This is a genomic window from Pseudomonas sp. IT-P100, assembly GCF_949767185.1.
Taxonomy (GTDB): Bacteria; Pseudomonadota; Gammaproteobacteria; order Pseudomonadales; family Pseudomonadaceae; genus Aquipseudomonas; species Aquipseudomonas fluorescens_B.
On sequence record NZ_CATKQK010000056.1, the window covers coordinates 106,975 to 130,992 of the forward strand.

General features: G+C 59.3%; 21 protein-coding genes and 1 riboswitch. Of the genes, 10 read left to right on the forward strand and 11 right to left on the reverse strand.

What is annotated here, in order from left to right:
* Positions 1-17 precede the first annotated feature (17 nt).
* Both ACM6IQ_RS25920 and ACM6IQ_RS25925 read left to right on the forward strand, forming a co-directional pair.
* Entirely contained in the window at positions 18-368 is a 351-nt protein-coding gene (locus ACM6IQ_RS25920) for a RidA family protein (RefSeq protein WP_414880172.1), read from the forward strand.
* A 27-nt stretch (positions 369-395) separates the two neighbouring features.
* A complete protein-coding gene (locus ACM6IQ_RS25925; protein ID WP_017341248.1) occupies positions 396-1,298 on the forward strand; it encodes a transporter substrate-binding domain-containing protein in 903 nt (300 codons plus the stop codon).
* A gap of 45 nt (positions 1,299-1,343) precedes the next feature.
* On the opposite strand, the gene ACM6IQ_RS25930 is transcribed toward ACM6IQ_RS25925, so the two are convergent.
* Both ACM6IQ_RS25930 and ACM6IQ_RS25935 read right to left on the reverse strand, forming a co-directional pair.
* Positions 1,344-2,063 (reverse strand): 16S rRNA (uracil(1498)-N(3))-methyltransferase, encoded by a 720-nt coding sequence (locus ACM6IQ_RS25930; protein WP_017341247.1) that lies wholly within the window; start codon positions 2,061-2,063, stop codon positions 1,344-1,346.
* A gap of 178 nt (positions 2,064-2,241) precedes the next feature.
* Positions 2,242-3,648 (reverse strand): adenosylmethionine--8-amino-7-oxononanoate transaminase, encoded by a 1,407-nt coding sequence (locus ACM6IQ_RS25935; RefSeq protein WP_017341246.1) that lies wholly within the window; start codon positions 3,646-3,648, stop codon positions 2,242-2,244.
* Positions 3,649-3,871: 223 nt separating this feature from the next.
* On the opposite strand from ACM6IQ_RS25935, the gene ACM6IQ_RS25940 reads away from it, so the two are divergent.
* The 3 genes from ACM6IQ_RS25940 to ACM6IQ_RS25950 all read left to right on the forward strand — a co-directional run bounded on the left by ACM6IQ_RS25940 (position 3,872) and on the right by ACM6IQ_RS25950 (position 7,064).
* Positions 3,872-5,644, forward strand: coding sequence for a flavin monoamine oxidase family protein (locus ACM6IQ_RS25940; RefSeq protein WP_414880173.1), 1,773 nt, complete (start codon positions 3,872-3,874; stop codon positions 5,642-5,644).
* A gap of 251 nt (positions 5,645-5,895) precedes the next feature.
* On the forward strand, positions 5,896-6,447 hold the full coding sequence (locus tag ACM6IQ_RS25945; RefSeq protein WP_414880174.1) for a cytochrome b: 552 nt from the start codon (positions 5,896-5,898) through the stop codon (positions 6,445-6,447).
* 32 nt (positions 6,448-6,479) lie between these two features.
* Positions 6,480-7,064, forward strand: a complete 585-nt coding sequence (locus ACM6IQ_RS25950; protein ID WP_010466914.1) for a YceI family protein — start codon at positions 6,480-6,482, stop codon at positions 7,062-7,064.
* A 147-nt stretch (positions 7,065-7,211) separates the two neighbouring features.
* On the opposite strand, the gene ACM6IQ_RS25955 is transcribed toward ACM6IQ_RS25950, so the two are convergent.
* From ACM6IQ_RS25955 to ahcY, 4 genes are all read right to left on the reverse strand, one after another.
* A complete protein-coding gene (locus ACM6IQ_RS25955; RefSeq protein ID WP_017341243.1) occupies positions 7,212-9,086 on the reverse strand; it encodes a DEAD/DEAH box helicase in 1,875 nt (624 codons plus the stop codon).
* 223 nt (positions 9,087-9,309) lie between these two features.
* Positions 9,310-10,125 (reverse strand): substrate-binding periplasmic protein, encoded by an 816-nt coding sequence (locus tag ACM6IQ_RS25960; RefSeq protein WP_017341242.1) that lies wholly within the window; start codon positions 10,123-10,125, stop codon positions 9,310-9,312.
* A gap of 208 nt (positions 10,126-10,333) precedes the next feature.
* Positions 10,334-11,179, reverse strand: coding sequence for a methylenetetrahydrofolate reductase [NAD(P)H] (gene metF, locus ACM6IQ_RS25965; RefSeq protein ID WP_017341240.1), 846 nt, complete (start codon positions 11,177-11,179; stop codon positions 10,334-10,336).
* Positions 11,180-11,307: 128 nt separating this feature from the next.
* Positions 11,308-12,717 carry an adenosylhomocysteinase gene (gene ahcY, locus ACM6IQ_RS25970; RefSeq protein WP_017341239.1) on the reverse strand — a complete coding sequence of 470 codons (1,410 nt, stop codon included), beginning with the start codon at positions 12,715-12,717 and terminating at the stop codon, positions 11,308-11,310.
* Positions 12,718-12,740: 23 nt separating this feature from the next.
* Positions 12,741-12,839: riboswitch (S-adenosyl-L-homocysteine riboswitch) on the reverse strand.
* Between the two features lie 198 nt (positions 12,840-13,037).
* Between ahcY and ACM6IQ_RS25975 the strand changes: the two genes are divergently transcribed.
* Both ACM6IQ_RS25975 and ACM6IQ_RS25980 read left to right on the forward strand, forming a co-directional pair.
* Complete coding sequence (locus ACM6IQ_RS25975; protein ID WP_017341238.1) at positions 13,038-13,439, forward strand: acyl-CoA thioesterase; 402 nt, start codon at positions 13,038-13,040, stop codon at positions 13,437-13,439.
* Positions 13,440-13,648: 209 nt separating this feature from the next.
* Positions 13,649-14,536: a formate/nitrite transporter family protein gene (locus tag ACM6IQ_RS25980; RefSeq protein WP_017341237.1), complete on the forward strand. Its 888-nt coding sequence runs from the start codon at positions 13,649-13,651 to the stop codon at positions 14,534-14,536.
* A 45-nt stretch (positions 14,537-14,581) separates the two neighbouring features.
* Here ACM6IQ_RS25980 and ACM6IQ_RS25985 read toward each other — a convergent pair whose 3' ends face one another.
* The gene (locus tag ACM6IQ_RS25985) at positions 14,582-16,615 is read right to left on the reverse strand and encodes a patatin-like phospholipase family protein (protein ID WP_414880175.1); all 2,034 of its coding nucleotides are present in this window, start codon (positions 16,613-16,615) and stop codon (positions 14,582-14,584) included.
* Positions 16,616-17,173: 558 nt separating this feature from the next.
* Here ACM6IQ_RS25985 and ACM6IQ_RS25990 point away from each other — a divergent pair.
* Complete coding sequence (locus ACM6IQ_RS25990) at positions 17,174-18,007, forward strand: DMT family transporter (protein WP_017341235.1); 834 nt, start codon at positions 17,174-17,176, stop codon at positions 18,005-18,007.
* Between the two features lie 55 nt (positions 18,008-18,062).
* On the forward strand, positions 18,063-18,446 hold the full coding sequence (locus ACM6IQ_RS25995; RefSeq protein ID WP_017341234.1) for an MAPEG family protein: 384 nt from the start codon (positions 18,063-18,065) through the stop codon (positions 18,444-18,446).
* Between the two features lie 108 nt (positions 18,447-18,554).
* Here ACM6IQ_RS25995 and ACM6IQ_RS26000 read toward each other — a convergent pair whose 3' ends face one another.
* Positions 18,555-19,727 carry a murein transglycosylase A gene (locus ACM6IQ_RS26000; RefSeq protein ID WP_414880176.1) on the reverse strand — a complete coding sequence of 391 codons (1,173 nt, stop codon included), beginning with the start codon at positions 19,725-19,727 and terminating at the stop codon, positions 18,555-18,557.
* 128 nt (positions 19,728-19,855) lie between these two features.
* Here ACM6IQ_RS26000 and ACM6IQ_RS26005 point away from each other — a divergent pair, with 128 nt between their 5' ends.
* Positions 19,856-20,305: a c-type cytochrome gene (locus ACM6IQ_RS26005; protein ID WP_414880177.1), complete on the forward strand. Its 450-nt coding sequence runs from the start codon at positions 19,856-19,858 to the stop codon at positions 20,303-20,305.
* A gap of 91 nt (positions 20,306-20,396) precedes the next feature.
* Here ACM6IQ_RS26005 and ACM6IQ_RS26010 read toward each other — a convergent pair whose 3' ends face one another.
* The 3 genes from ACM6IQ_RS26010 to metK form a co-directional block, all read right to left on the reverse strand.
* Positions 20,397-20,792: a DUF1090 domain-containing protein gene (locus ACM6IQ_RS26010; RefSeq protein ID WP_017341231.1), complete on the reverse strand. Its 396-nt coding sequence runs from the start codon at positions 20,790-20,792 to the stop codon at positions 20,397-20,399.
* A gap of 100 nt (positions 20,793-20,892) precedes the next feature.
* Positions 20,893-22,566: an NAD-dependent DNA ligase LigB gene (ligB, locus tag ACM6IQ_RS26015; protein ID WP_414880178.1), complete on the reverse strand. Its 1,674-nt coding sequence runs from the start codon at positions 22,564-22,566 to the stop codon at positions 20,893-20,895.
* 253 nt (positions 22,567-22,819) lie between these two features.
* Positions 22,820-24,010: a methionine adenosyltransferase gene (metK, locus tag ACM6IQ_RS26020; protein ID WP_008033298.1), complete on the reverse strand. Its 1,191-nt coding sequence runs from the start codon at positions 24,008-24,010 to the stop codon at positions 22,820-22,822.
* Positions 24,011-24,018 lie beyond the last annotated feature (8 nt).

Consider the following 24,018-nt stretch of genomic DNA (forward strand, 5'->3'; position numbering starts at 1 on the left):
TTGAAAAGGAAAAACCGATGAGCATCAACCGTATCAACAGCAACAGCCGGCTCTCTGGCGCGGTGACCTTTGGCGATCTGGTGTTTCTCTCGGGACAGGTTCCGGGTGACAGCCTCGACGTCACTGGCCAAACCGCCGAGGTGCTGGCGAAGATCGATGCGTTGCTGGCCGAAGCTGACAGCGACAAGGATCATCTGCTCAACGTGACCATTTACCTGAACGACATTGGCCGCGACTTTGCCGCCATGAATGAGGTCTGGTCGCAGTGGCTGTCACCGGGCAAAGCGCCAACCCGCACGACTTTGCAGGCGCAACTGGCCCGTCCCGAGGTCCTGGTGGAAATCACCGTGATCGCAGCGCGCCGCTAATCGCTCAACCCACAACGGAGAATAACAATGCAAAAAATCACGTTGATCGGCTGCACCCTCGGTCTGCTGCTCGCCAGTCAGGTCCAGGCCAACGAAACGCCACTGACCGGTACGCTGAACAAGGTTGCCAATGCCAAGAGCATCACGCTGGGCTATCGCGACGCGTCGGTGCCGTTCTCCTACGTGGGTGATCACACGGGGCAGCCGATGGGCTATTCGGTGGACCTGGCGAGCAAGATTGTCGAGCGCATCAAGCAAAAGCTTGAACTGCCGGATCTGCAGGTGAAGTACAACCTGGTGACCTCGCAAACGCGCATTCCGCTGGTGCAGAACGGCACGGTCGACCTTGAGTGCGGCTCCACCGGCGTGACCGCCGAGCGCATGCAGCAAGTGGCGTTTTCCTACGGGTTTATCTACGTGAAGGGTCAGTTGCTCACGGCGAAGGACAGCGGCATCAAGAGTTTCGCTGACCTGCGCGGCAAGAACGTCGTGACCACCGCGGGCACAACGAATGAACGGTTTCTGAAGAGCTACAACGTCGATCACAAGATCGATATGTTCGTGATCAGCGCCAAGGACCATGGCGAGGCTTTCCAGATGCTGCAGTCGGGTCGGGCGGCGGCGTTCTATATGGACGACGCGCTGCTCTATGGTGAACGAGCGAAGGCCCGCGATCCGCATAAGTGGGTGGTGGTGGGTGAGGAGCAGTCGCGGGAAATCTACAGCTGCATGGTGCGCAAGGATGATCCGCAGTTCCTGGCACTGGTCAACTCCACACTGGCCGACCTGTACAGCTCAGGGGAAATCAACGGCATCTACAACCGCTGGTTCCAACAGCCGATCCCGCCCAAAGGCTTGAACCTGGAATTCCCGATGACCAGCGAGCTGAAAGCCATCATCGCCAAACCGGTGAGTGATCCGGTGCAGTAGTTGCGGACAGATCGTTCCCACGTGGAGCGTGGGAACGATCAGAACCTAGAAGTCGCCCCACAGTTGTTGCGCCACCGCTAACGCCACGACGGGTGCGGTTTCGGTGCGCAATACGCGAGGACCGAGGCGGGCGGCGTGAAAACCGCCAGCCTTGGCCTGCTCGACTTCAGCGTCGGACAACCCGCCCTCAGGCCCGATCAGAAACGCCAACGTTGCCGGCTTCGCATGACTCACCAACGGCTCCGCCACCGGATGCAACACCAGTTTCAACTCAGCCTCGGTCTGCTTCAACCAGTCCGCCAGCAACAGCGGCGGATGAATCACCGGCACCCGTGACCGCCCGCACTGCTCGCACGCGCTGATCGCCACCTGGCGCCAATGCAGCAGGCGCTTGTCGGCGCGCTCGTCCTTCAGCCGGACTTCGCAGCGGTCGCTGAAGATCGGGGTGATTTCAGTCACGCCCAGTTCAGTGGCTTTCTGAATCGCCCAATCCATCCGCTCGCCACGGGACAAACCCTGGCCGAGATGGATCGCAAGCGGTGATTCGACCTGACCGGCGAAGCTTTCATCGATCTGCACCACCACGCGCTTCTTGCCAACCTCCACCAGCCTGGCGCGAAACTCATGGCCCGAGCCGTCGAACAATTGCAGCACATCGCCCTCGGCCATGCGCAGCACGCGGCTGATGTAATGGGCCTGGGCCTCGGGCAACTCGTGCTCGCCGGTGCTCAGGGGGGCGTCGATAAAGAAGCGGGACAGTCTCATGCTGGGTCTCTACTGAATCAGTAAGTTGGATCAAGTCGCAAATGTGGCTGGTTTTTTGTGGCGAGGGAGCTTGCTCCCGCTGGACTGCGCAGCAGTCCTCTTCTTTCCAGGGATAAGCGGGGCCGCTTCGCGACCCAGCGGGAGCAAGCTCCCTCGCCACAGGGGTTCTCGGTGACTTCTAGCCCGGATCACGGAAGTCGGGATGGAAGTCTTTCGGCACCGAGACGCTCACGCTATTGCGGGTCGCAATGTCGATCCCTTCACTGGCCACTTCCGCGAGGAAGTCGATCTGCTCCGGCGTGATCACGTAAGGCGGCAGGAAATACACCACGCTGCCCAACGGTCGAAGTAAAGCACCTCGTTCCAGTGCATGCTGGAACACCTTCAAGCCACGACGTTCCTGCCACGGGTAAGCTTCCTTGGTTGCCTTGTCCTTGACCATCTCGATGGCCAGCACCATGCCGGTCTGGCGTACTTCCGAGACGTTCGGGTGATCGACCAGGTGCGCGGTGGAGGAGGCCATGCGCTGGGCCAACGCCTTGTTGTTTTCGATGACGTTGTCTTCTTCGAAGATATCCAGCGTCGCCAAGGCCGCCGCGCACGCCAGCGGGTTACCGGTGTAGCTGTGGGAATGCAGGAAGGCGCGCAGGGTCGGGTAGTCGTCGTAGAAAGCGCTGTAGACGTCTTCGGTCGTCACGCAGGCCGCCAGCGGCAGGTAACCGCCGGTCAGGGCCTTGGACAGGCAGAGGAAGTCCGGGCGGATGCCGGCCTGTTCACAGGCAAACATGGTCCCGGTGCGGCCGAAGCCGACGGCGATTTCGTCGTGGATCAGGTGCACGCCGTAACGGTCGCACGCTTCACGCAGCAGCTTCAAATAAACCGGGTGATACATGCGCATGCCGCCGGCGCCCTGAATCAGCGGCTCGACGATCACCGCCGCGACGGTGTCGTGGTTCTCGGCCAGCGTCTGCTCCATGGCGGCGAACATGTTGCGCGAATGCTCCTCCCAGCTCATGCCCTCAGGGCGCAGGTAGCAATCGGGGCTTGGCACCTTGATGGTGTCCAGCAGCAGCGCCTTGTAGGTCTCGGTGAACAGCGGCACGTCGCCCACCGACATCGCCGCCATGGTCTCGCCGTGATAGCTGTTGGTCAGTGTGACGAAGCGCTTCTTGTTCGGCTGGCCGCGGTTGAGCCAGTAGTGAAAGCTCATTTTCAGCGCGACTTCGATGCAGGACGAACCGTTATCGGCGTAGAAGCATCGGGTCAGGCCTTCGGGCGTCATCTTCACCAGACGCTCGGACAACTCGATGACCGGCTGATGGCTGAAACCGGCGAGGATCACGTGCTCCAGCTGATCGACCTGATCCTTGATGCGCTGGTTGATGCGCGGGTTGGCGTGGCCAAACACGTTGACCCACCAGGAACTGACGGCATCGAGGTAGCGTTTGCCTTCGAAGTCTTCCAGCCACACGCCTTCACCGCGCTTGATCGGGATCAGTGGCAGCTGTTCGTGGTCTTTCATCTGGGTGCAGGGATGCCACAACACCGCGAGATCGCGTTGCATCCACTGATTGTTCAGGCCCATGTTCAGTCTCCTCGAGGCGATCCGCCGACAGGCGCGGACATACAATCGCGCAAGCCTATGCAATGCATCGCGCGGGAACAACCCATTGTGTCGATTGAGCTACTTTGTATAGGGCGATAGACGTCGCTGGCGGCCCAATGATGGCTAACGTATTCTTCGCGGTTCTTTGAGTCGTCTGACTCGCAAAACCGTTTTTCCTACGTGTATTTCCGGAGTTCGCTGAATGTCTGCTGGTTGGCTGCGCGCCTGTGCGCTGGTGATGTTGGGGCTGTTCAGCGTGTCTGCGCTGGCCAAGGATAAAACAGCGATCGTGATCGGCGGCGGGCTTTCGGGCCTGACGGCGGCATACGAACTGCAGAACAAAGGCTGGCAAGTCACGCTGCTGGAAGCCAAACCGAGCCTGGGCGGCCGCTCCGGCATGGCCACCAGCGAGTGGATCGGTAACGACAAGACCCAGCCGGTGCTGAACAAATACGTTTCGACATTCAAGCTGAGCACTACGCCGGCACCGGAATTCGTGCGCACGCCGAGCTACCTGATCGACGGCGTGTATTACACCGCCGCTGATCTGGCGACCAAGGAACCGGCCACCAGTGACGCGCTCAAGCGTTACGAAAAGACGCTGGACGATCTGGCGCGCTCGATCGAAGACCCGCAGAACCCGGCCGCGACCAGCACGCTGCATGCCCTGGATCAGATCAACGTCTCCAACTGGCTTGATCGACTGACGTTGCCCGCCACGGCTCGGCAGTTGATCAATCAGCAAATTCGTACCCGTTATGACGAACCTTCGCGCCTGTCGCTGCTGTACTACGCACAACAGAGCCGGGTTTATCGCGGTGTGTCCGATCGTGACCTGCGCGCTTCGCGCCTGCTCGGCGGCAGTCCGGTGCTGGCTCAAGCCTTCGTCAAACAGCTGAAAACCATCAAGACCAGCTCCCCGGTCTCGGCCATTATCCAGGACAAGGATGGCGTGACCGTCAAAGTCGGCAGCGTCGGCTATCAGGCTGACTACGTCGTGGTCGCCGTGCCATTGCGCGCCCTGAACAAGATCCAGATGACCCCGGCGCTGGATGCCCAGCACTTGGGCGCGATCAAAGGCACCAACTACGGTTGGCGCGACCAGATCATGCTGAAGTTCAAGACGCCGGTATGGGAAAGCAAGGCGCGCATGTCCGGCGAGATCTACAGCAACACCGGCCTGGGCATGTTGTGGGTCGAGCCAGCCCTGAAGGGTGGTGCCAACGTGGTGATCAACCTGTCCGGCGACAATGCGCGGGTGATGCAGGCCTTCGGCGACAAGCAGATGGCCGATCAGGTACTGATTCGTCTGCACGCATTTTATCCACAGGCACGCGGTTCGTTCACCGGTTATGAAATCCGCCGCTACAGCACCGATCCGTCGATGGGCGGCGCTTACCTGGCCTTCGGCCCGGGCCAGATCAGCAAGTACTGGCGCCTGTGGGAACGTCCGCTGCAACGCGTAGCGTTCGCTGGCGAACATACCGACACCTTGTACCCAGGCACGCTGGAGGGCGCATTGCGCACCGGTCAGCGCGCAGCCAGTCAGGTTGAAGACCTGGCGGCAGGCAAGTCGTTTGAGCCGGCGAAAGTGGTTCCGGCAGCGACAGCTGTTGCGGCCGGTGCAGTGGCGGCGAAGAAGGGCAACTTCTTCAGCAATCTGTTTGGTGGATCCTCCGATGAAGACAAGAAGCCGGAACCGGTCAAGGCACCCGAGCCGGTAACACCGCCAGCACCGACACCCGCTCCAGTGCCAACCCCGGCGCCTGCGCCAGTGGAAGCGCCGAAGCCTGCCGCACCGGTAAAAGCCGAGCCAGCCAAGAAGGCTCCGGCCAAAGCGCCGGCGAAAAAGCCCGCTGCCAAAACCGATGCCAAAAAAGCCCCGGCCAAGGCGCCTGTGAAGAAAGCTGAACTGGCGAAGAAACCAGCGACCAAGCCCGCTGCGACCGCGGCGACAGATACCAAGGCGCAGTAAGCTTCGGGATTAAAGAAACGCGGCAGAAATGCCGCGTTTTTTTATGCCTGAAGAAAAAAACGAATAAATCTCATGGCGCAGGTGTTCTTGATTCGGACGTCATCATTTCTCACCCAGTGGTCTTTAATCTTTCCTTAACTCACCCATTTCAGACTCTTGATCGTATTTCTCGATATTTCAAAGCGAAATTTTCCGCTTTAAATCGATAGATAACTCGATAGTCTTGGTCGCAGTTCTCACAGGATTTGGGCATGCAGCTACGTAACTCTTCTTCCCGCTACGGTTGGGTCAGCATCTTCGTGCATTGGTGCGTGGCGCTGGCGGTCTTCGGTCTGTTCGCGTTGGGGTTGTGGATGGTCGGTCTCGACTACTACAGCACCTGGCGCAAAGACGCGCCGGACCTGCACAAGAGCATTGGCCTGGTGCTGTTTGCCGTCATGTTGCTGCGTGTGTTGTGGCGCTTTGTCAGTCCGCCACCGCCGACACTCGACAGCTACAGCCGTCTGACGCGCATTGGCGCGAAGTTCGGCCATTCGTTCCTGTACCTCGGCCTGTTTGCTGTGATGATTGCCGGTTACCTGATTTCCACCGCAGACGGTGTCGGGATTCCGGTGTTTGGCCTGTTTGAAGTTCCTGCACTGGTGTCCGGAATACCGGACCAGGCAGACACCGCCGGTGTGATCCATCTGTATCTGGCGTGGGTACTGGTAATTTTTTCCGGTCTCCATGCGTTGGCAGCATTGAAGCACCACTTTATCGATCGTGATGCGACCCTCATTCGTATGCTGGGCCGCAAAGCCTGAAGTTCAACCTCGACTCCAAAGGAATAGAAAGCATGTTGAAAAAAACACTCGCTGCTGTGGCAATCGGTTCGGCTCTGCTGTCCGCTAACGTGATGGCAGCTGACTACGTCGTCGACAAGGAAGGCCAGCATGCCTTCGTTGACTTCAAGATCAGCCACTTGGGCTACAGCTACATCACCGGTACCTTCAAGGACATCGACGGCAAGTTCAGCTTCGATGCGGCCAAGCCGGAAGCGAGCAAGATCGAGTTCAACGTCAACACCGCCAGCGTGTTCACCAACCATGCCGAGCGCGACAAGCACATCGCCAGCAAAGACTTCCTGGACGGGTCTAAAGCCAAGTTCGTCTCCACCAGCGTTAAATCCACCGGCAAAAACGCCGCTGGCAAAGACACTGCCGACGTGACCGGCGACCTGACCATCCTTGGCGTGACCAAGCCAGTCGTGGTCAAGGCTACCTTCCTGGGCGAAGGCAAGGATCCATGGGGCGGCTACCGTGCCGGCTTCGAGGGCACCACCAGCATCAAGCGTTCCGACTTCGGCAAGCAGAAAGACCTGGGCCCAGCGTCCGATGCAGTCGAGTTGTACGTTTCGTTTGAAGGTGTCAAAGCGAAGTAATGCTCAGTTGTAGGAGCTGCCGCAGGCTGCGATCTTTCAAGATCAAAAGATCGCAGGCTTCGCCAGCGCCTACAAAAAGCAATTTGTGATACATAAAAAAATGCCCCGGATCGCGAGATCCGGGGCATTTTTCATGGCAGTGTCAAATCAGCGATTGCGAGTCAGCAATGCTGGTTTCTCACCACGGGGACGGCCTGGCAGTTGATCAAGTTGTTCGGGAGTCGGGAAACGATCGGTTTTCGACTCCTTGTGAATGATCTTCGGTGCCGGACCACGCGGGTTTTGCACGGCGGGTTCCGAACGCGGCTGGTCGTCACGCGCCGGGCGACGGTTGCGGCCTTCTTCGCGACGGGCCTGGCCGTCACGTGGAGCACCGTTGCGTGGACCGCTGCGCTTGGCCGGCGGCGTGCCGGTGGTGGCGCCGTCGCTGCTGCGCGGACCGCTTTGGCGACCCTGAGGCTTGCCGCCAGTGCGCGGAGCACCTGTGCCAGCGGCCGAACCTTGTGCCGGAGCGCCCGGACGGCGGCCACGACCCTGAGCCGGTTTGGCTTGAGGCACGTAGTCGACGCGGTTACCGAAGTTATCGATATCGTCGTCCAGGAACTCGTCCGGAGCGCGATCAGCGGCAGCGCGTGGCGCCGGGCGCTGTTGCTCGCGAGCCGGGGTGCCTTCGCGTGGTTTCTGCTCACGGGCCGGACGATCGCCACGGCCAGTGGCTGCAGGTTTTTCCTTGCCGCCCTTGTCCTTGCCTTTGTCTTTACGACCGCCGCCACCGCCGCTGCCGTTCGGACCGTCACCGCGCGGGCCACGTGGGTTGCGCGGGTTACGCACATCCGGACGCTCGCGGACTTCCGGTTTCTCGGCTTCTACAGCGCTGGAATCGAAGCCCATCAGGTCGCCGTCGGCGATTTTCTGCTTGGTCATGCGTTCGATGCTTTTCAGCAGCTTTTCTTCGTCCGGAGCCACCAGCGAGATCGCCTCGCCCGAACGACCGGCACGGCCGGTACGGCCGATGCGGTGAACGTAATCTTCGTCGACGTTCGGCAGTTCGAAGTTGACCACGTGTGGCAACTGATCGATGTCGAGGCCGCGAGCGGCGATGTCGGTGGCGACCAGGATGCGCACTTCACCGGCCTTGAAGTCGGCCAGGGCTTTGGTGCGCGCGTTCTGGCTCTTGTTGCCGTGGATCGCGACGGCGGTGAGGCCGTGTTTGTCCAGGTATTCGGCCAGACGGTTGGCGCCGTGCTTGGTGCGGGTGAACACGAGCACCTGTTCCCAGGCGCCTGCGGTGATCAGGTGCGCCAGCAGCGAACGCTTGTGGTTGGCAGGCAGACGGAATACGCGTTGCTCGATGCGCTCGACCGTGGTGTTCGGCGGCGTGACTTCGATGCGTTCCGGGTTGTGCAGCAGCTTGCCGGCAAGGTCGGTGATGTCCTTGGAGAACGTCGCCGAGAACAGCAGGTTCTGACGTTTGCTCGGCAGACGGGCCAGGACCTTTTTCACGTCATGGACAAAGCCCATGTCGAGCATGCGGTCGGCTTCGTCCAGCACGAGGATTTCCACGTGGGACAGATCGACGCTGCCTTGGCCGGCGAGGTCGAGCAGACGGCCAGGGCAGGCCACCAGCACGTCAACGCCGCGGGACATGGCCTGAACCTGCGGGTTCATGCCGACGCCGCCGAAGATGCAGGCGCTGACGAACTTCAGGTCACGGGCATAGACCTTGAAGCTTTCGTGAACCTGAGCCGCGAGTTCGCGGGTAGGGGTCAGGACCAGCACGCGTGGTTGGCGCGGGCCGTGACGCTGGGATTTGTCCGGGTGACCGTTGGGAAACAACCGCTCCAGAATCGGAAGGGCGAAGCCGCCGGTTTTACCAGTACCTGTCTGAGCCGCAACCATCAGGTCGCGACCTTGCAACACGGCGGGAATGGCCCGCTGTTGCACCGGAGTAGGCTCGGTATAGCCCGCTGCCTCGATGGCGCGGACTAAAGCCTCGGAGAGACCGAGGGAAGCAAAGGACATGAGTAATCCTGTTTTAGTTAGGGCTTGGCCCAATGGGAGTCTTGCCTGGCGCGAATGGCGTTTAAGAGGAACGCAATCCCGTCCGGTCCTGCTGGGCCTTGAAAGCTCGTCTGGAGCGCTCGCGCGGGCTGAAAAGCTGCGCTGTAGCGGGGTCGAGATGCCTTGAACAAGTCCGAGCGTCCGGGCGTGAGCCTGGCGGGAAGGCCGGAGTATAACAGAGCAATCACTGCGCGCCGCTTTCCTGCTGCTCAACGGTTTTTTCGCGGACGGCGGTGGCCCCGGCAGCGTGATTGCTGACGGCCGGATCGGCGCCATAACGGGCACTCAGTTCGGCATAGGCGGGCTCGCGCTTGAACCGCTTGAGTTCGGCGCCGAAGCGTTGCACCAGCAAGTCCATGCCCGCATTGCGGCGAACTGCCAGGAATTGGCTCTGTTGGCTGATGACGGTCGGGTTTTCGCTGATCTGGTCGCGGATGTTCAATTCGTCGAGCAAATGCTGGCCGACCCGGCGATCGGTGATCAGCAGGTCGATTCGCCCGCGCACCAGTTTGCCGAAGTTGGCTTCGTGAGTGGGCGCCGGCTCGCGAGTGAACAGTGTCGATTCGCGAAAGTCCGGGCTGTACAGATAGCCTGGGGAGGTGCCAATCGTCAGGCCTTTCAAGTCGTCCAGGGTACGAAACGGATGAGGCCGCTCGTTGGCGTAAAACATCACGAACTGGACTTCCGAGAGCGGTTCGCCGGGGTAGAGCAGGGTGGCGTCGCGCTCTTCACTGTGAAAAATGTCCAGCGCGCCATCGGCCTGGCCGGTTTCGAGCATCGACAGGCAGCGTTTCCACGGCAGGAACTGCCATTCGACTTCGATCCCCAGGCGCTTGAAGACGATGGCCGTGGTTTCGTAGTCCAGCCCCAGTGATTTACCGTTCTCCTCATAGACGTAAGGCGCCCATGGTTCGGTGACAATGCGCAATTTCTCGCCCCGAGCGGCGAAGCTCAGGCAAGTGAAAACCAGCATGGCGATTAACTGCGGGATCAATGGCATGGACTTCAGATTACGACGAGAAACAGGAAAGAGCCAGAAACCGCCTGCGAATGCTCTATCTCCGTGTGTTGCATCACAATAAAAGCGCGTTGAAAGCAAAAGATCGCAGCCTCGTTTCACTCGACAGCTCCTACAAGAGATTGCGCATTCTGTAGGAGCTGTCGAGTGAAACGAGGCTGCGATCTTTTGTTCTTGCTTGTAACGATGTTTAGCGCGGCAGCTTCAGGTTGTTCCACACCGCCAGACTCGCTTCAGCCTGGTTCAGTGTGTAGAAGTGCAGCCCTGGAGCGCCACCTTGCAGCAGGCGTTCACACATTTCGGTGATGACTTGTTCACCAAAGCGTTGAATGCTTTGGGTGTCGTCGCCGTAGGCTTCCAGTTGCTTGCGGATCCAGCGCGGGATTTCCGCACCGCAGGCATCGGAGAAGCGCGCGAGCTTGCTGTAGTTGGTGATCGGCATGATGCCCGGCACGATCGGAATGTTCACGCCCATCGCCCGTACACGCTCGACGAAGTAGAAGTAGCTGTCGGCGTTGAAGAAATACTGGGTGATCGCGCTGTCGGCGCCGGCGTTGGCCTTGCGCACGAAGTTGGCGATATCGTCTTCGAAATTGCGCGCTTGCGGATGCATTTCCGGGTAAGCGGCGACTTCGATGTGGAAATGATCGCCGGTCTCTTCACGAATGAACTCGACCAGATCGTTAGCGTGGCGCAGTTCACCGCTGGCCATGCCCATGCCCGAAGGCAGGTCACCGCGCAGGGCAACGATACGTTTGATGCCGGCAGCCTTGTATTGAGTCAGCAGGCCGCGCAAGTCGTCCTTGCTGTCGCCAACGCAAGACAAATGCGGTGCGGCCGGGACTTTGACTTCGCTTTCGAGCTGCAACACGGTGTTGAGCGTGCGATCACGGGTCGAACCGCCAGCGCCGTAGGTGCAGGAGAAGAAATCGGGATTGTACGTGGCCAGCTGACGAGCAGTGGCGAGCAGCTTTTCATGCCCAGCGTCGGTCTTCGTAGGGAAGAACTCGAAGCTGTAGCGGCGGTCTTGGGACATGGGAATACCCTTTAGAACTCGTAAGCCGGATGCTGGCCCCCGTAGGAGCCGCCGCAGGCTGCGATCTTTCAAGGATCAAAAGATCGCAGCTTGCGGCAGCTCCTAGGGGAGCGGTCAGTCAGCGCCTATCAGTAGCGGTAAGCGTGCGGCTTGAACGGACCTTCGACGGTCACGCCGATGTAGTCGGCCTGGGTCTTGGTCAGCTGAGTCACAACACCGCCGAAACCGCGGACCATTTCCAGGGCCACTTCTTCGTCGAGTTTCTTCGGCAGTACTTCAACGGTCAGGCGCTCGGCTTTCTGGGCTGGCGACAGGTCGGCGTACTTCTGGCCGAACAGGAAGATCTGCGCCAGAACCTGGTTGGCGAACGAGCCGTCCATGATGCGGCTTGGGTGACCGGTGGCGTTACCCAGGTTAACCAGACGGCCTTCGGCCAGCAGGATCAGGTAGTCGTCGTTCTGGGCATCGAATGCGCCAGGGCCGGTACGGTGGATCTTGTGAACCTGTGGCTTCACTTCTTCCCATGCCCAGTTCTTGCGCATGAAAGCGGTATCGATTTCGTTGTCGAAGTGGCCGATGTTGCAGACAACAGCGCGCTTCTTCAGGGCTTTGAGCATGTTTGCATCGCAAACATTGACGTTGCCGGTGGTGGTCACGATCAGGTCGATCTTGCCCAGCAGGGCCTTGTCGATGCTGGCTTCAGTACCGTTGTTGATACCGTCGATGAACGGCGAAACCAGCTCGTAGCCGTCCATGCAGGCTTGCATGGCGCAGATCGGGTCGACTTCGGAAACCTTGACGATCATGCCTTCCTGACGCAGGGACTGGGCCGAACCCTTGCCCACGTCACCGTAACCGATGACCAGCGCTTGCTTGCCGGACAGCAGGTGGTCGGTACCGCGCTTGATCGCGTCGTTCAGGCTGTGACGGCAGCCGTACTTGTTGTCGTTCTTGCTCTTGGTCACCGAGTCGTTGACGTTGATGGCCGGGATTTTCAGCTCGCCCTTGGCCAGCATGTCCAGCAGGCGGTGAACGCCAGTGGTGGTTTCTTCGGTCACGCCGTGGACGCGGTCCAGGATCGCCGGGTATTTCTTGTGCAGCAGCTCGGTCAGGTCGCCGCCGTCGTCGAGGATCATGTTGGCATCCCAAGGCGCGCCATCTTTCAGGATGGTTTGCTCCAGGCACCACTCGTACTCTTCTTCAGTTTCGCCTTTCCAGGCGAAAACCGGGATACCGGCAGCAGCGATGGCAGCAGCGGCCTGGTCCTGGGTCGAGAAAATATTGCAGGACGACCAACGCACTTCGGCACCCAGGGCAACCAGGGTTTCGATCAGCACGGCAGTCTGAATGGTCATGTGGATGCAGCCGAGGATCTTCGCGCCTTTGAGCGGTTGCTCGGCGGAGTACTTGCGGCGCAGACCCATCAGGGCTGGCATTTCGGATTCAGCGATGATGGTTTCGCGACGGCCCCAGGCAGCCAGGGACATGTCGGCGACTTTGTAATCGTTAAAATCTGCAGGCGTGATAACAGCGCTCATGATGAGCCTCCATTCGTAATGTATGCGAATGGGCGCCGTTGTGCGTTTAGTGTCTGGCCGTGGCCAGGCAACGCCCCATCCGAGCCTGACAGGTCGAACCTGCTGCAGCGCCCCTCGGACAGGTGGCGGGAAAACGGTATCAATTGGAGATGACCGTTTTGAAACGGTGGCGATTATAGCGGGCTATGCTGATCTTCCAAAGCCTTTCTGCAGGTCAATGTCCGAACGGTAATCGAGACCATAGTCGATGCTTGATAGAGCTCTAGTCCGGGCTCTGCCATGATGGACGGCATCAATCGGCAAGACGGTCAGGAGTGAATATGAATTTCCACACCCGCAAATGGGTAAAACCCGAAGACCTCAACCCCAACGGCACGCTGTTCGGCGGCAGTCTTTTGCGCTGGATCGACGAAGAAGCGGCGATCTATGCCATCGTCCAGCTGGGCAATCAGCGCGTGGTCACCAAGTACATTTCCGAAATCAACTTCGTCAGCGCCTCGCGCCAGGGCGACATCATCGAACTGGGCATCACCGCGACCGAGTTCGGCCGGACGTCGATCACCCTGACCTGCGAAGTGCGCAACAAGATCACCCGTAAAAGCATCCTGACGGTGGAGAGAATGGTCTTCGTCAACCTCGGTGAGGACGGCTTGCCTGCGCCACATGGCCGGACCGAGATCAAGTACGTCAAAGATCAGTTTCAGGATGACGTCGTCAGCTAATGGAATCGGCGGTACTCCCTTCGCTAGCAGGCCAGCTCCCACATTAGATCTTCAGTGAACACTGATTTTATGAACGACGCAGATCCAGTGTGGGAGCTAGCCTGTTAGCGATAGTGGTCGACCCGCCGACGATGATTCAGCGGACCACTGAACAGCGCCGGACCCCACGTGTCGTACCTACATGACACGCCACAGGTTCAGGAGCTTCAATGGACACGCACAAAGACGGCAAGACCCCCGACCTCTCGGCGAAAGAGCAGCACGAAGTCGACAAGAACCAGCCTCCGCGCGCAGCGGTGCTGCACGAAATCATCCGCACCCAGGGCGATCAGGAACTTGAGCGCAGCATCGCCGCGCTCTGGTGGTCGGCGCTGGCCGCCGGCCTGACCATGGGTCTGTCGCTGATGGCCATGGGGTTGCTCAATTCCCGCCTGCCGGACGCCGAAGGTTTCAAGGTCATCGCCAGTTTCGGCTACTGCGCCGGTTTTCTCGCGGTGATCCTCGCCCGCCAGCAGTTGTTCACCGAAAACACCCTGACGGCGGTCCTGCCGATCATGAGCAAGCCCACACTGGCCAACTTCGGCCGCTTGCTGCGGTTGTGGTCGGTGGTGTTGGTGGGCAACCTCTGCGGCACTTTGCTGGTGGCGTATGTGATGCTGCATCTGCCGATCTTCGACAGCAAGACTGACCTGGCCTTCCTCGACATCGGCCGCAAGGTCATGGAAAACGATGCCGGCCAGATGTTCGCCAAGGGCATTGTCTCGGGCTGGATGATCGCCACCATGGTCTGGATGATCCCATCCATGGAAAGCGCCAAGATGTGGATCATCATCCTCATCACCTACTTCATGGCGCTGGGGGACTTCACCCACATCGTGGTCGGTTCAGCCGAGGTTTCATATCTGGTCTTTGCCGGGGAACTGCCGTGGAAGGATTTCTGGCTGGTGTTCGCCGGTCCGACGCTGCTGGGGAATATCATCGGCGGCAGCTTTATTTTTGCACTGATCAGCCATGCGCAGATTCGCAGTGAAAGCGGCGCCCCTAAAGAGAAGAAAAGCGAAGCCCGGCCGACCGCAGACGAGGACGCCAAGCGATGAGGCCGGGCGAGGTATCCACTTGCCCGGCCTGCCGGTGCAGTACGGTTACTTGGCAGGAATCAGCCATGCTCGGGTTTGTTCAACCGTCGTCGAGCTGACAAAACTCGAGAATAGAGAGTTACGCGAGACGTAATTGTCGATTAGCCGTTTGCCTGCTCTCTCCTGATCCTCGGGGGTCTTGGCTTCTCGCAAGTCAATGATTGCCTCTCCTATCAGCTTGACGTTCGAGTCAGGCTGGCCAACACGATACAGGGAGGGAAAGAGCACTTCGCGAATGAAGTTTTCGCTCTTGATTTTGATGTCGCGGATGCTCATTTCCTCGATGGCTTTGGTCATGACAGCAGACTTTTGCCCTGGTGCCCCGGCATCCATGCGTTTGACGGCTTGGAGCAGCTCCATGTAATCCGGGTGGTTTCCATGATTGAGTTTTTTCGCCAGCCAATCGGTTTTTTCCGGTGTGTCGCCGAGCTGATCCAGGGCATTGATCACTGCACGCAGTTCTGGGGTGAGTTCCAGTGTGGCGTTCTTCTTGCCTGGGTCTTCTTTGTCTCTGGCTTTGGAGACGACATCCAGAGCGTGCTTTAAATCAGTCAGCGCCTGTTGAGCTTTCTGCCGGAAACTGATGACCGCTTCACATGATTGATCACTGTTCAGTTCAAGCGCCACCGTATCGAACAATGCATCATCAAGGGCCAGTAGAGCGCTACCAATGGATTTGAAGGTGTACGTTTCGCTGCGGTCATGGCTTTTCAGGTGTTCTTCAACTTTGGAGCGCAGTTTTTCCTGCAGCAGGTTTCTGTGCTCTTTCGGCATGCTGAAGTTGACCGTGCCTCCCAGCAGGGTAGTGAAGTCGCCCTCATCGGTCTTCAGGGGAGCGATCACCGTTTGTCCTTTAAACGCGACGATGCCTTTCTCTTCTTGTGCGTCTCGGGCCGAGTGGTCCACGCCGATGGCCTTGTCGATCGTTCTCGAAAGAAGTGTGCCGCTATCGTTTTTTTTACCGCCATTCTCACTCTCGAATTTGAGAATCAACTGATCTCTTTCGGGAATTGCGCTCATCGGGATTTGAATATCGTATAGATCCAGGACCGGAGTGTTGAGCATGATCCCGCCATCCTGAAAGGAAGTTCGCTCTCCCTCACCCTGGAAGGGCAGACCTTGTTCTGAGGGTGATTGGAAAACGACGGGCAATGAACCTGAAATAAGGGCTGCGTGAGCCACATCCAGATCCGGGGTCAGGCTGGCATTGAACACCACCATTTGCGGGCGCCCGTCGAACATGGCAGTGCCGGTGATGTGCAGTTGCTTGATTTCAGGCATGTCCTTGCTCAGGGTCGCCAGATCACCAAAGGTCACGTAGCGATTGGTTTTTATTTGTTCTACGCAAGCTTTGCTTGCCTCCGAAATTTGCCGCTGATCATCTTTAGGGGCCTGGCTGAAGCGAGACAGGATCGACTCGACCGATTTGTCACGGACCAGTGCCTCCAGTGGCCTGCCTTTGGATTGAAGTCGAGGCAGCAGGTCGAACAGCAGCTGTCCGATTTTGCCAGTCTTGCCCGGGGCCTTTGCGACACCTTTACCAATGGTGGAGCTGAGGTGCTGAATCGGTCCAAGCACCTTGCTTTGGCTGTCGAGCAGCGACACAAGATCGATGTCGTCCAACAGTTTGTCGATTTGCGCGTGTGTCATTCCGCAGGCGAGCACCGCCGCAGTAATGGCGCCTGCCGATGAACCTCGCAGGTTGCTGATTTTGTCCAGATGACCACTTTCTTCCAGTGCTTTTACCGCTCCGGAGAAGGCGACCCCTTTGGCCCCTCCGCCGCTTAGCACAAGGTCTTTGATATCAGGGCGCTTGAGGTCCATTTCGACCACGTCGTTCTCATAACGGCGGATCGAAAGCTCTCGGCCGGTCGACGAGCTCGCCAGCGTTTCGCACAGGCCTTCACCTTTGCACCGGGTGCCTTGCATGAAGTCGCCCCAATCTTCGTCAGAGGGACTTGTCGGTGAACCTTGAGTCGCGTTGTTCAGGCTGCTTGAGGGAGGTGATGAGGAGGGGCGTACGGGGCTGATAACAGTCATGAGTTTCTCTTCCTTTGAGAGCGGTTTCGGAAGCAGCACTTTAGGAGAGGCGAAGGCAGGCGAGAGCACGGTGTATCAATTGGGAACACAAACACGAAGTCGCTTGGTGTCGCGCTCGATTGTGAGTTGAAAGGCTCTGTTTAGGGGATTTCAGGCAGTTTTGGAGGGGGGATAAAATGCCCTGTAGAAAATTCATACAGAGTGCGTCCTGAATGCGTCGAAGTTCCCGGTCGATTTTCTGACGGGTGTCATGAGGTCTGTCCGGTGATTTCATGACTTGCTTGTCAACCCGATACATTGACGACAGCGTTACTGCATTCAATCTGGGAGACCGTTCTCGAGGAGAGCCGGCCGAGGCAGAATTTTTTGGAATTAGTCTGTGCGCAACTGAGTGCGGCGTGGTCGCTTGCAGTATAAACAGCTGCTGACTTATGACGAATCAATTATCTGACCGCTTCCTGCAGGAGCGAGGCTTGCCGGCGATGGCGATTTCAAGAACGCCTTCCACGGCAAACCATACTCCTGCCAGGTGAGGATGATGAACAAAAGGAGCGTGCCGTGCTTGCGACGGCTTTGGTGTTGGTGGCGGCGTTGCTGCATGCGGCGTGGAATACGCTGATCAAGTTCAGCGCGGAACGGTTGTTGGTCGTGGCTTGCATGGACAGCGTGGCGATGTTGTTTGTCGCCCTGATGCTGCCTTTCGTGGCGTTACCGCCGATTGAAATCTGGCCGTGGATCCTGGCGTCGGCGGCGTTCGAGTTGCTCTATCGCTATTTGCTGATTAAGGCTTATCGGGTCGGTGATCTGGGGCTGGTCTATCCATTGATGCGCGGACTGTCGCCGCTGGTGGTGCTGGCCCTGACGCTGATCTTTGCCGGAGAAGTGCTGACCCATCAGCAGATCTTCGGAATCCTGCTGATCCCGTTCGGCATGCTGTGCTTGCTGTGGCAGGGCGGTGGCGGCGCGCGTTTGCCTTGGTCGATGCTGCCGGTGGTAGCACTGATCGGTCTGTGCATCGGCTGCTACACCTTTATCGATGGCCAGGCGCTGCGGCGTTGGTCGCATCCGCTGGATTACCTGGTCTGGGTGACGTTGCTCAGCGCCTGGCCGTTTCCGTTGCTCGCACTGGTGCGCAAGCGACCGGCGTTCATGCTGTTCTGGCGTGAACAGTGGCAGCTGGGATTGGCGGTCGGGTTTTGCGTGTTGTTCAGCTACGCTCTGGTGCTGTGGGCGATGCAGCTGGGGTCGATAGCCGAAGCAGCGGCATTGCGCGAGATCAGCGTGATCCTGGTGGTGCTGTTTGGCATGCGCTACCTGAAAGAACCTTTCGGCCGGCCTCGGCTCCTGGCCTGTGGGCTGGTGTTGATCGGTATATTGGTGATGAAGTTTTGACTGGCTCACTGTCGACGAGAGCTCGACGCATGAAACTTGAAGAAGGGATGACTTTATGACGGTTGCTTTGTGGTGCATTTTGATCGCGATTTTCCTGCCTTACCTGTGCACGGTCGTGGCCAAGATCAGTGGCGGTTACAGGCTGGACGACAACCATGATCCCCGGGATTTTCTTGATTCACTGGAAGGTTTGGGCAGGCGCGCGAATGCGGCGCAACTGAACAGTTTTGAAATCTTCCCGGCGTTCGCTGCGGCGGTGATCGTGGCGCACCTGGCTGGCAATGCCGAGCTGGTGACCATCAATGTGCTGTCGGTCTTATTTATCACCAGCCGGTTGCTGTACATCATTTGTTACCTGGCGGACTGGCATATCTTGCGGTCGTTGGTGTGGTTTGTGGGGCTGGGGTTGATCATCAGTTTATTTGTGGTTTCTGTCTAAGAGCAAAAGATCGCAGGCTGCCCAGCGCCTACATTGGCCGGGTTCACCGCTACATGGCGGATGAGCATTGATCCATGCAGGCGCTGGCGCAGCCTGCGATCTTTGACTTTAGAGCTTGTCGGCCACCTGAGGCACTTGCGGCAATGCCGCGCCTTTGGGCCATAACATCCAGATTTGCCCCTGTTGTTTCATGTCGCCGGCCAATTGCCCGGCCGCTTCTCCGGTTCCCCAGAACAGGTCCGCCCGAACTTCACCGGCAATCGCGCCGCCAGTGTCCTGGGCGGCCACCGGGCGAACCAGCGGCGTGCCGTCCGGCCGCGTCGTGGATAACCACATCAGACTGCCCAGTGGAATCACTTTGCGGTCCACGGCGGCGCTATAGCCTGCGGTCAACGGAACATTCAGCGAGCCGCGAGGGCCTTCGTTGCTGTCGGGGTTGCGGGTGAAGAACACATAGCTGGGATTGCTGCCTAGCAGTTCCGGAATGCGCGTCGGATTGGCCTTGGCCCAGTTGCTGATCGCACCCATGGTCACGTCTTCTTTTTTCAGTTCACCTTGTTCCACCAGCCAGCGGCCGATCGGCCGATAGGGATGGCCGTTCTGGTCGGCGTACGCGATGCGCAGCTGGCGGCCGTCACTGAGCTGGATGCGACCCGAGCCCTGGATCTGCAGGAACTGCAGGTTCATCGGGTCGGTCAGCCATGCCACCACCGGCGCCTTGACTCCTTTGTTTTCGATCGTTGCCGCATCGTCGTACGGCTTGAGCACGCGGCCTTCGAGCCGTCCGCGCAGGCGTTTGCCTTTGAGCTCCGGGTAGATGCTGTCCAGGGAGACGATGATCATGTCCTCTGGAACCCCATACACCGGAATGTTCGCCACGGCGGTTTGGGTCAGGCTGCCGGGGTAGACCGGCTCGTAGTAACCGGTGATCAAGCCATCGGGATTGTCGTTGGCGGCGCGCAGGCCGTAGACATCGAGGTTCTGTTTGAGGAAGCCGCGGATGTCGGTGGCGGTTTGCGGCACATTGGCGGCTGCGGAGCAGGTTGGGCCCCACACCGGATCGGCCTTGAGTCGGGTACAGGCGCTGCGCCACGAACCGAAACCGGCGACCAGATCGTTATCGGACACTGCAGGCAGCGCTTCCCAGGTGGCGCTGGAATAAGTCGCCAGCGCGTGGGTTTTCGGTTTGTTGTTGTCACCACCGGTGCAGCCTGCGAGCACGGCCACTATCGGGAGAGTCCAGGCGAGGCGATGACGCCAGGCCTTGAAACGGCTGTTCATGGAGTAATTCCTTTGCCGGTTGCGCGAGTGCTCACTGCGCTCGAACAACCCGTATTGATATTAGGGCTATTGGTGTTTGTCGATGACGCGAGGATACTGGCCGCCGTTTCCCGTGACCTGAAGCCACCATGACATTTAAAAGACTTTCCGTTGTATTGCTGGCCTGCCTGACGTTGTCTGCGTGTGGCGGTGTCGACCCGAACTCGCCACTGGGCCAGCGCAAGGCGATCTTCAAGCAAATGCTCAAGACCGGCGAAGACCTGGGCGGCATGTTGCGCGGCCGCATTCCATTCGACGGTCCGAAGTTCGCTGAGGGCGCCATCAAGCTCGATGCGCTGTCCCATGAACCGTGGAAGCATTTTCCACAGGTGCGCGAAGAAGATCACACCAGTGCCAAGAGCGATGTCTGGCAGAAACAGGCACGCTTTCAGGAAATGGCCCGCACCCTTGAAGCCAGCACCGGTGAATTGGTGATTGCCAGCAAGGTCCAGCCTTACAAGGCCAGTAACCTCGGGCCGGCGGTGCAGAAAGTCGAAGATGCCTGCAGTGCGTGCCATAAAGAGTTTCGGGATCATTGATTCTCGGATGTGACTGGGTGGTGCTTGCTGCGCAACGGTGGCGAGGGAGCAAGCTCCCTCGCCACAACAGTTCGCTCGCTAATCCGGTGGATTACTTGTCCAGCTCGTCGAGCGCGTCCTGCAATGCCTTGCGGGACTCGGCGAGTTTGTCTTTGCGCTTGTTGATCTTCTCTGGGTCGCCTTTCTTCATGGCTTTGTCCAGGTCGGCCTGACGCTGACTGACTTCATGCTTGGCGTCGAGGACCTTGTTCTCCCGTTCCTTTTTCAGCGAGGCGTCAGTGCAATGAGCGGTGACTTCGCTCAGGGCGGTTTCCAGGCCAGCCTGCTGATCGGCGTTGCCGTGGGACTTGGCCAGTTCGATCTGATTGATGATGCCCTGTTTCTTGGCGGCGCAACCGGTCAGGCCCGGGGCCTCTTCGGCGGCCATCAGTGGAGCGGCCATCACACCGCATAGAGTCAGCAGGACGAGCGGTGAAAGAAATTTCATAAAAGCTCCATGTACAAAGTGCAAATCGGATCGATAGGGCGGTGGGCGTTTGAGCCCATTGGCACCTTTGGGTTCCCGGGTGGGCGAGCATCGGCGGTCGCTAAAACCCGTCGATTCCCGCCGCACGTAATGTGTCACTCAAGGCCAGGACCTGGGGGTCGCGGAAAAATGCGCTCAGTTGCGCCGCACGTCCCGGGCCGATACCGGCCTCTGCCTGCCATTGTCCGGTGTTTCGTTGTGCCAGTGCCTGCCATGAATCAGCCAACGGCACCTGGCCGGTCGGTGGTAATCCCAGGGCTTTGAGCCAGCGAATGAAAGGGCGTTGGCGGGCGCTGTTGAAACTGTTTAAAAGACGAGTCGTGCTGCGCTCGCCGAAGCCGTCAATGTTAGCAAGCTCTTGAGCATCGAGGGTCAACCAATCCAGCAGGCCGTTCAGGCGGCCTGTTTCGAGAAGTTTCTCCCAGGTGCCGGGGCCGACATGAGGTAAGGCCAGCCCTTGCTTGCCACTGAGCCAGGCCAGTCGCGCGAGGAATTGGCTTTCGCAGCCAGGCGTCGGCTGCCAGCAACTCAACGGATGAAAGTCTGCCGCTAACGGTATGTTTAATTCGGCGCGTTCGGCGGCGCGCAGAACCACGCCGTCGAGCCTGGGAATGGTCAATCCCGCCAGGCTGACGGACACCTGATCGCCGGGGCGGATATCCAGTTCCTCCCAGCGTCGCAGGGAGCTGACGCTCACGCGTTTGATCTGCCGGTCATCGAGTGTCACCGGTTTCAGCTCCAGCACCGGTGTGATCCGTCCGGTGCGACCGACCTTGAAATCGACTTTTCGCACCTCGGCCAGCGCCTGGGCAAAGGGGTATTTCCAGGCGATGGCCCAGTACGGGGTTTTCGCCTGCCAGCGCGCGGCTGAGGGGCGCTGGCTCTGGCGCAGGACGACACCGTCGCTGGCAAAGGGTAATGGCGAGCGGTACCAGTGGTCGCGCCAGTGTTCGGCGTCGGCGAATGTCTGGATCGGCTGACTGTAAGGCACCGTGCCCGGCAGCCCCAGTTCATCCAGCAGCGCGACACGGGCGGGCAGGCTGGCGGGCCCTTGCGGCCAATCCCAGATAAACAGCCCGATACCAGCGGCTTGCTCGGGGGCGAGTTCCTTGCGGGCCATCAGGCCGGCCACCGTCGAACGGGCATTGAGACTGCCGGCCTTGGCTTGTACATGGCCGGTCAGGCGCCAGAAGAGTTCGCCTTGCACGAGCAAATCCACGGGTTGCGCCAATTGTCGTGGGATAACGGGGATCAGTCGCGCCGGGGCCGTCCAGTCCTGACCGTTCACGCCGTCACCGCGACTGATCGCCTGATGCAGCACGCCGTTGCGATAGATCAGCGTCACGGCTACGCCGTCGACCTTGGGTTGAATCCAGATGTCCTTGCGATCGCGCAGCCAAGCCTCGACCGCGCGACCATCGCGAAGTTTTTCCAGGCCCGTGTGAGCAATGGGGTGGGCGATCTTGCCGCCTGCCGTGCGCAAAGGTTCGGGCGCCGGGCCCGCGTTAAAGCACTCACGCCAATCGGCCAGCCGTGCACGGGACTGGTCGTAGAGTTCGTCGGCGATCAATGAGCGTCCGTTGCGGTGGTAGCTGTGGTCCCAAAGGTCGATCTGTTTTTGCAGGGTAGTGATTTCGTCCAGAGCCCTGGCGGGTGGCCAGTCGGGGCAATCGGCAGCGTTTGAGATTGAGCAGACCAGGGTCAGGAGGAAAATGGAAAACAGGCGCAGAAGCATGGTGAGCGTCCTTGCTCAAGTGGAATGCTTGAAGGCTAGTCACTTATTGTCAGGCGGGAAGGGCGGGTGTTTTGCCTTGTATTTCCGGGTGACTGGGCTGGCCTCATCGCGAGCAGGCTCGCTCCCACATTGGAATGCATTTCCCTGTGGGAGCGAGCCTGCTCGCGATGGCGGCGACACGGCGCAAAGCGAAAGGCAATAAAAAGCCCCGCACGGCGAACCGTGCAGGGCTTTTGGTACCGCCTGGGAAGTCTTACAGGCCGGCAGCCGAACGCAGGTCGTCGGCGCGGTCGGTTTTTTCCCAGGTGAACGTGGTGAAGGTGTCTTCGCCGACGGTCTTGGTGGCCGGGGTGCGACCGAAGTGGCCGTACGCAGCGGTTTCCTGGTACATCGGGTGCAGCAGGTCGAGCATGGTGGTGATTGCGTATGGACGCAGGTCGAACACTTCGCGAACCAGTTTGACGATTTTGTCGTCGCTGATTTTGCCGGTGCCGAAGGTGTTCAACGAGATCGAAGTCGGTTGAGCAACACCGATCGCGTAGGAAACCTGAATCTCGCAACGCTCGGCCAGGCCGGCAGCGACGATGTTCTTGGCTACGTAACGACCGGCGTAGGCAGCCGAACGGTCAACCTTCGATGGATCTTTACCGGAGAACGCGCCGCCGCCGTGACGGGCCATGCCGCCGTAGCTGTCGACGATGATCTTGCGACCGGTCAGACCGCAGTCACCTACCGGGCCACCGATGATGAACTGGCCGGTCGGGTTGATGTGGAACTGGGTGTCCTTGGTCAGCAGTTCGGCAGGCAGCACGTGCTTGACGATCAGCTCCATCACGCCTTCGCGCAGGTCTTTGTAGGACACTTCAGGGTTGTGCTGGGTCGACAGTACAACGGCGTCGATACCGACAACCTTGCCGCCTTCGTAACGGCAAGTCACTTGCGACTTGGCGTCCGGGCGCAGCCAAGGCAGCAGGCCGGATTTGCGGGCTTCGGCCTGCCGTTGCACAAGCTGGTGCGAGAAGGTGATCGGTGCTGGCATCAGCACGTCGGTTTCGTTGCTGGCGTAGCCGAACATCAGGCCCTGGTCGCCGGCACCCTGATCTTCAGGCTTGGCACGGTCGACACCCTGGTTGATGTCAGGGGACTGCTTGCCGATGATGTTCATCACGCCACAAGTGGCGCCGTCGAAGCCGACATCGGAGCTGTTATAGCCGATGTCCAGAATGACGTTACGCACGATTTCTTCCAGGTCGACCCAGGCCGACGTGGTGACTTCACCGGCGATGATTGCCACGCCGGTTTTCACCAGCGTCTCGCACGCCACACGGGCGAACTTGTCTTCAGCAATGATGGCGTCCAGCACCGCATCGGAAATCTGGTCGGCGATTTTGTCCGGATGCCCTTCGGACACGGACTCGGAGGTGAAGAGGGAGTATTCGCTCATCTCGATTT

Bases quoted from the DNA above. Each gene is read 5' to 3' on its own strand.
- ACM6IQ_RS25920 (WP_414880172.1), top strand. From the start codon at position 18: ATGAGCATCAACCGTATCAACAGCAACAGCCGGCTCTCTGGCGCGGTG.
- ACM6IQ_RS25925 (WP_017341248.1), top strand. From the start codon at position 396: ATGCAAAAAATCACGTTGATCGGCTGCACCCTCGGTCTGCTGCTCGCC.
- ACM6IQ_RS25930 (WP_017341247.1), bottom strand. From the start codon at position 2,063: ATGAGACTGTCCCGCTTCTTTATCGACGCCCCCCTGAGCACCGGCGAG.
- ACM6IQ_RS25935 (WP_017341246.1), bottom strand. From the start codon at position 3,648: ATGGGCCTGAACAATCAGTGGATGCAACGCGATCTCGCGGTGTTGTGG.
- ACM6IQ_RS25940 (WP_414880173.1), top strand. From the start codon at position 3,872: ATGTCTGCTGGTTGGCTGCGCGCCTGTGCGCTGGTGATGTTGGGGCTG.
- ACM6IQ_RS25945 (WP_414880174.1), top strand. From the start codon at position 5,896: ATGCAGCTACGTAACTCTTCTTCCCGCTACGGTTGGGTCAGCATCTTC.
- ACM6IQ_RS25950 (WP_010466914.1), top strand. From the start codon at position 6,480: ATGTTGAAAAAAACACTCGCTGCTGTGGCAATCGGTTCGGCTCTGCTG.
- ACM6IQ_RS25955 (WP_017341243.1), bottom strand. From the start codon at position 9,086: ATGTCCTTTGCTTCCCTCGGTCTCTCCGAGGCTTTAGTCCGCGCCATC.
- ACM6IQ_RS25960 (WP_017341242.1), bottom strand. From the start codon at position 10,125: ATGCCATTGATCCCGCAGTTAATCGCCATGCTGGTTTTCACTTGCCTG.
- metF (WP_017341240.1), bottom strand. From the start codon at position 11,179: ATGTCCCAAGACCGCCGCTACAGCTTCGAGTTCTTCCCTACGAAGACC.
- ahcY (WP_017341239.1), bottom strand. From the start codon at position 12,717: ATGAGCGCTGTTATCACGCCTGCAGATTTTAACGATTACAAAGTCGCC.
- ACM6IQ_RS25975 (WP_017341238.1), top strand. From the start codon at position 13,038: ATGAATTTCCACACCCGCAAATGGGTAAAACCCGAAGACCTCAACCCC.
- ACM6IQ_RS25980 (WP_017341237.1), top strand. From the start codon at position 13,649: ATGGACACGCACAAAGACGGCAAGACCCCCGACCTCTCGGCGAAAGAG.
- ACM6IQ_RS25985 (WP_414880175.1), bottom strand. From the start codon at position 16,615: ATGACTGTTATCAGCCCCGTACGCCCCTCCTCATCACCTCCCTCAAGC.
- ACM6IQ_RS25995 (WP_017341234.1), top strand. From the start codon at position 18,063: ATGACGGTTGCTTTGTGGTGCATTTTGATCGCGATTTTCCTGCCTTAC.
- ACM6IQ_RS26000 (WP_414880176.1), bottom strand. From the start codon at position 19,727: ATGAACAGCCGTTTCAAGGCCTGGCGTCATCGCCTCGCCTGGACTCTC.
- ACM6IQ_RS26005 (WP_414880177.1), top strand. From the start codon at position 19,856: ATGACATTTAAAAGACTTTCCGTTGTATTGCTGGCCTGCCTGACGTTG.
- ACM6IQ_RS26010 (WP_017341231.1), bottom strand. From the start codon at position 20,792: ATGAAATTTCTTTCACCGCTCGTCCTGCTGACTCTATGCGGTGTGATG.
- ligB (WP_414880178.1), bottom strand. From the start codon at position 22,566: ATGCTTCTGCGCCTGTTTTCCATTTTCCTCCTGACCCTGGTCTGCTCA.
- metK (WP_008033298.1), bottom strand. From the start codon at position 24,010: ATGAGCGAATACTCCCTCTTCACCTCCGAGTCCGTGTCCGAAGGGCAT.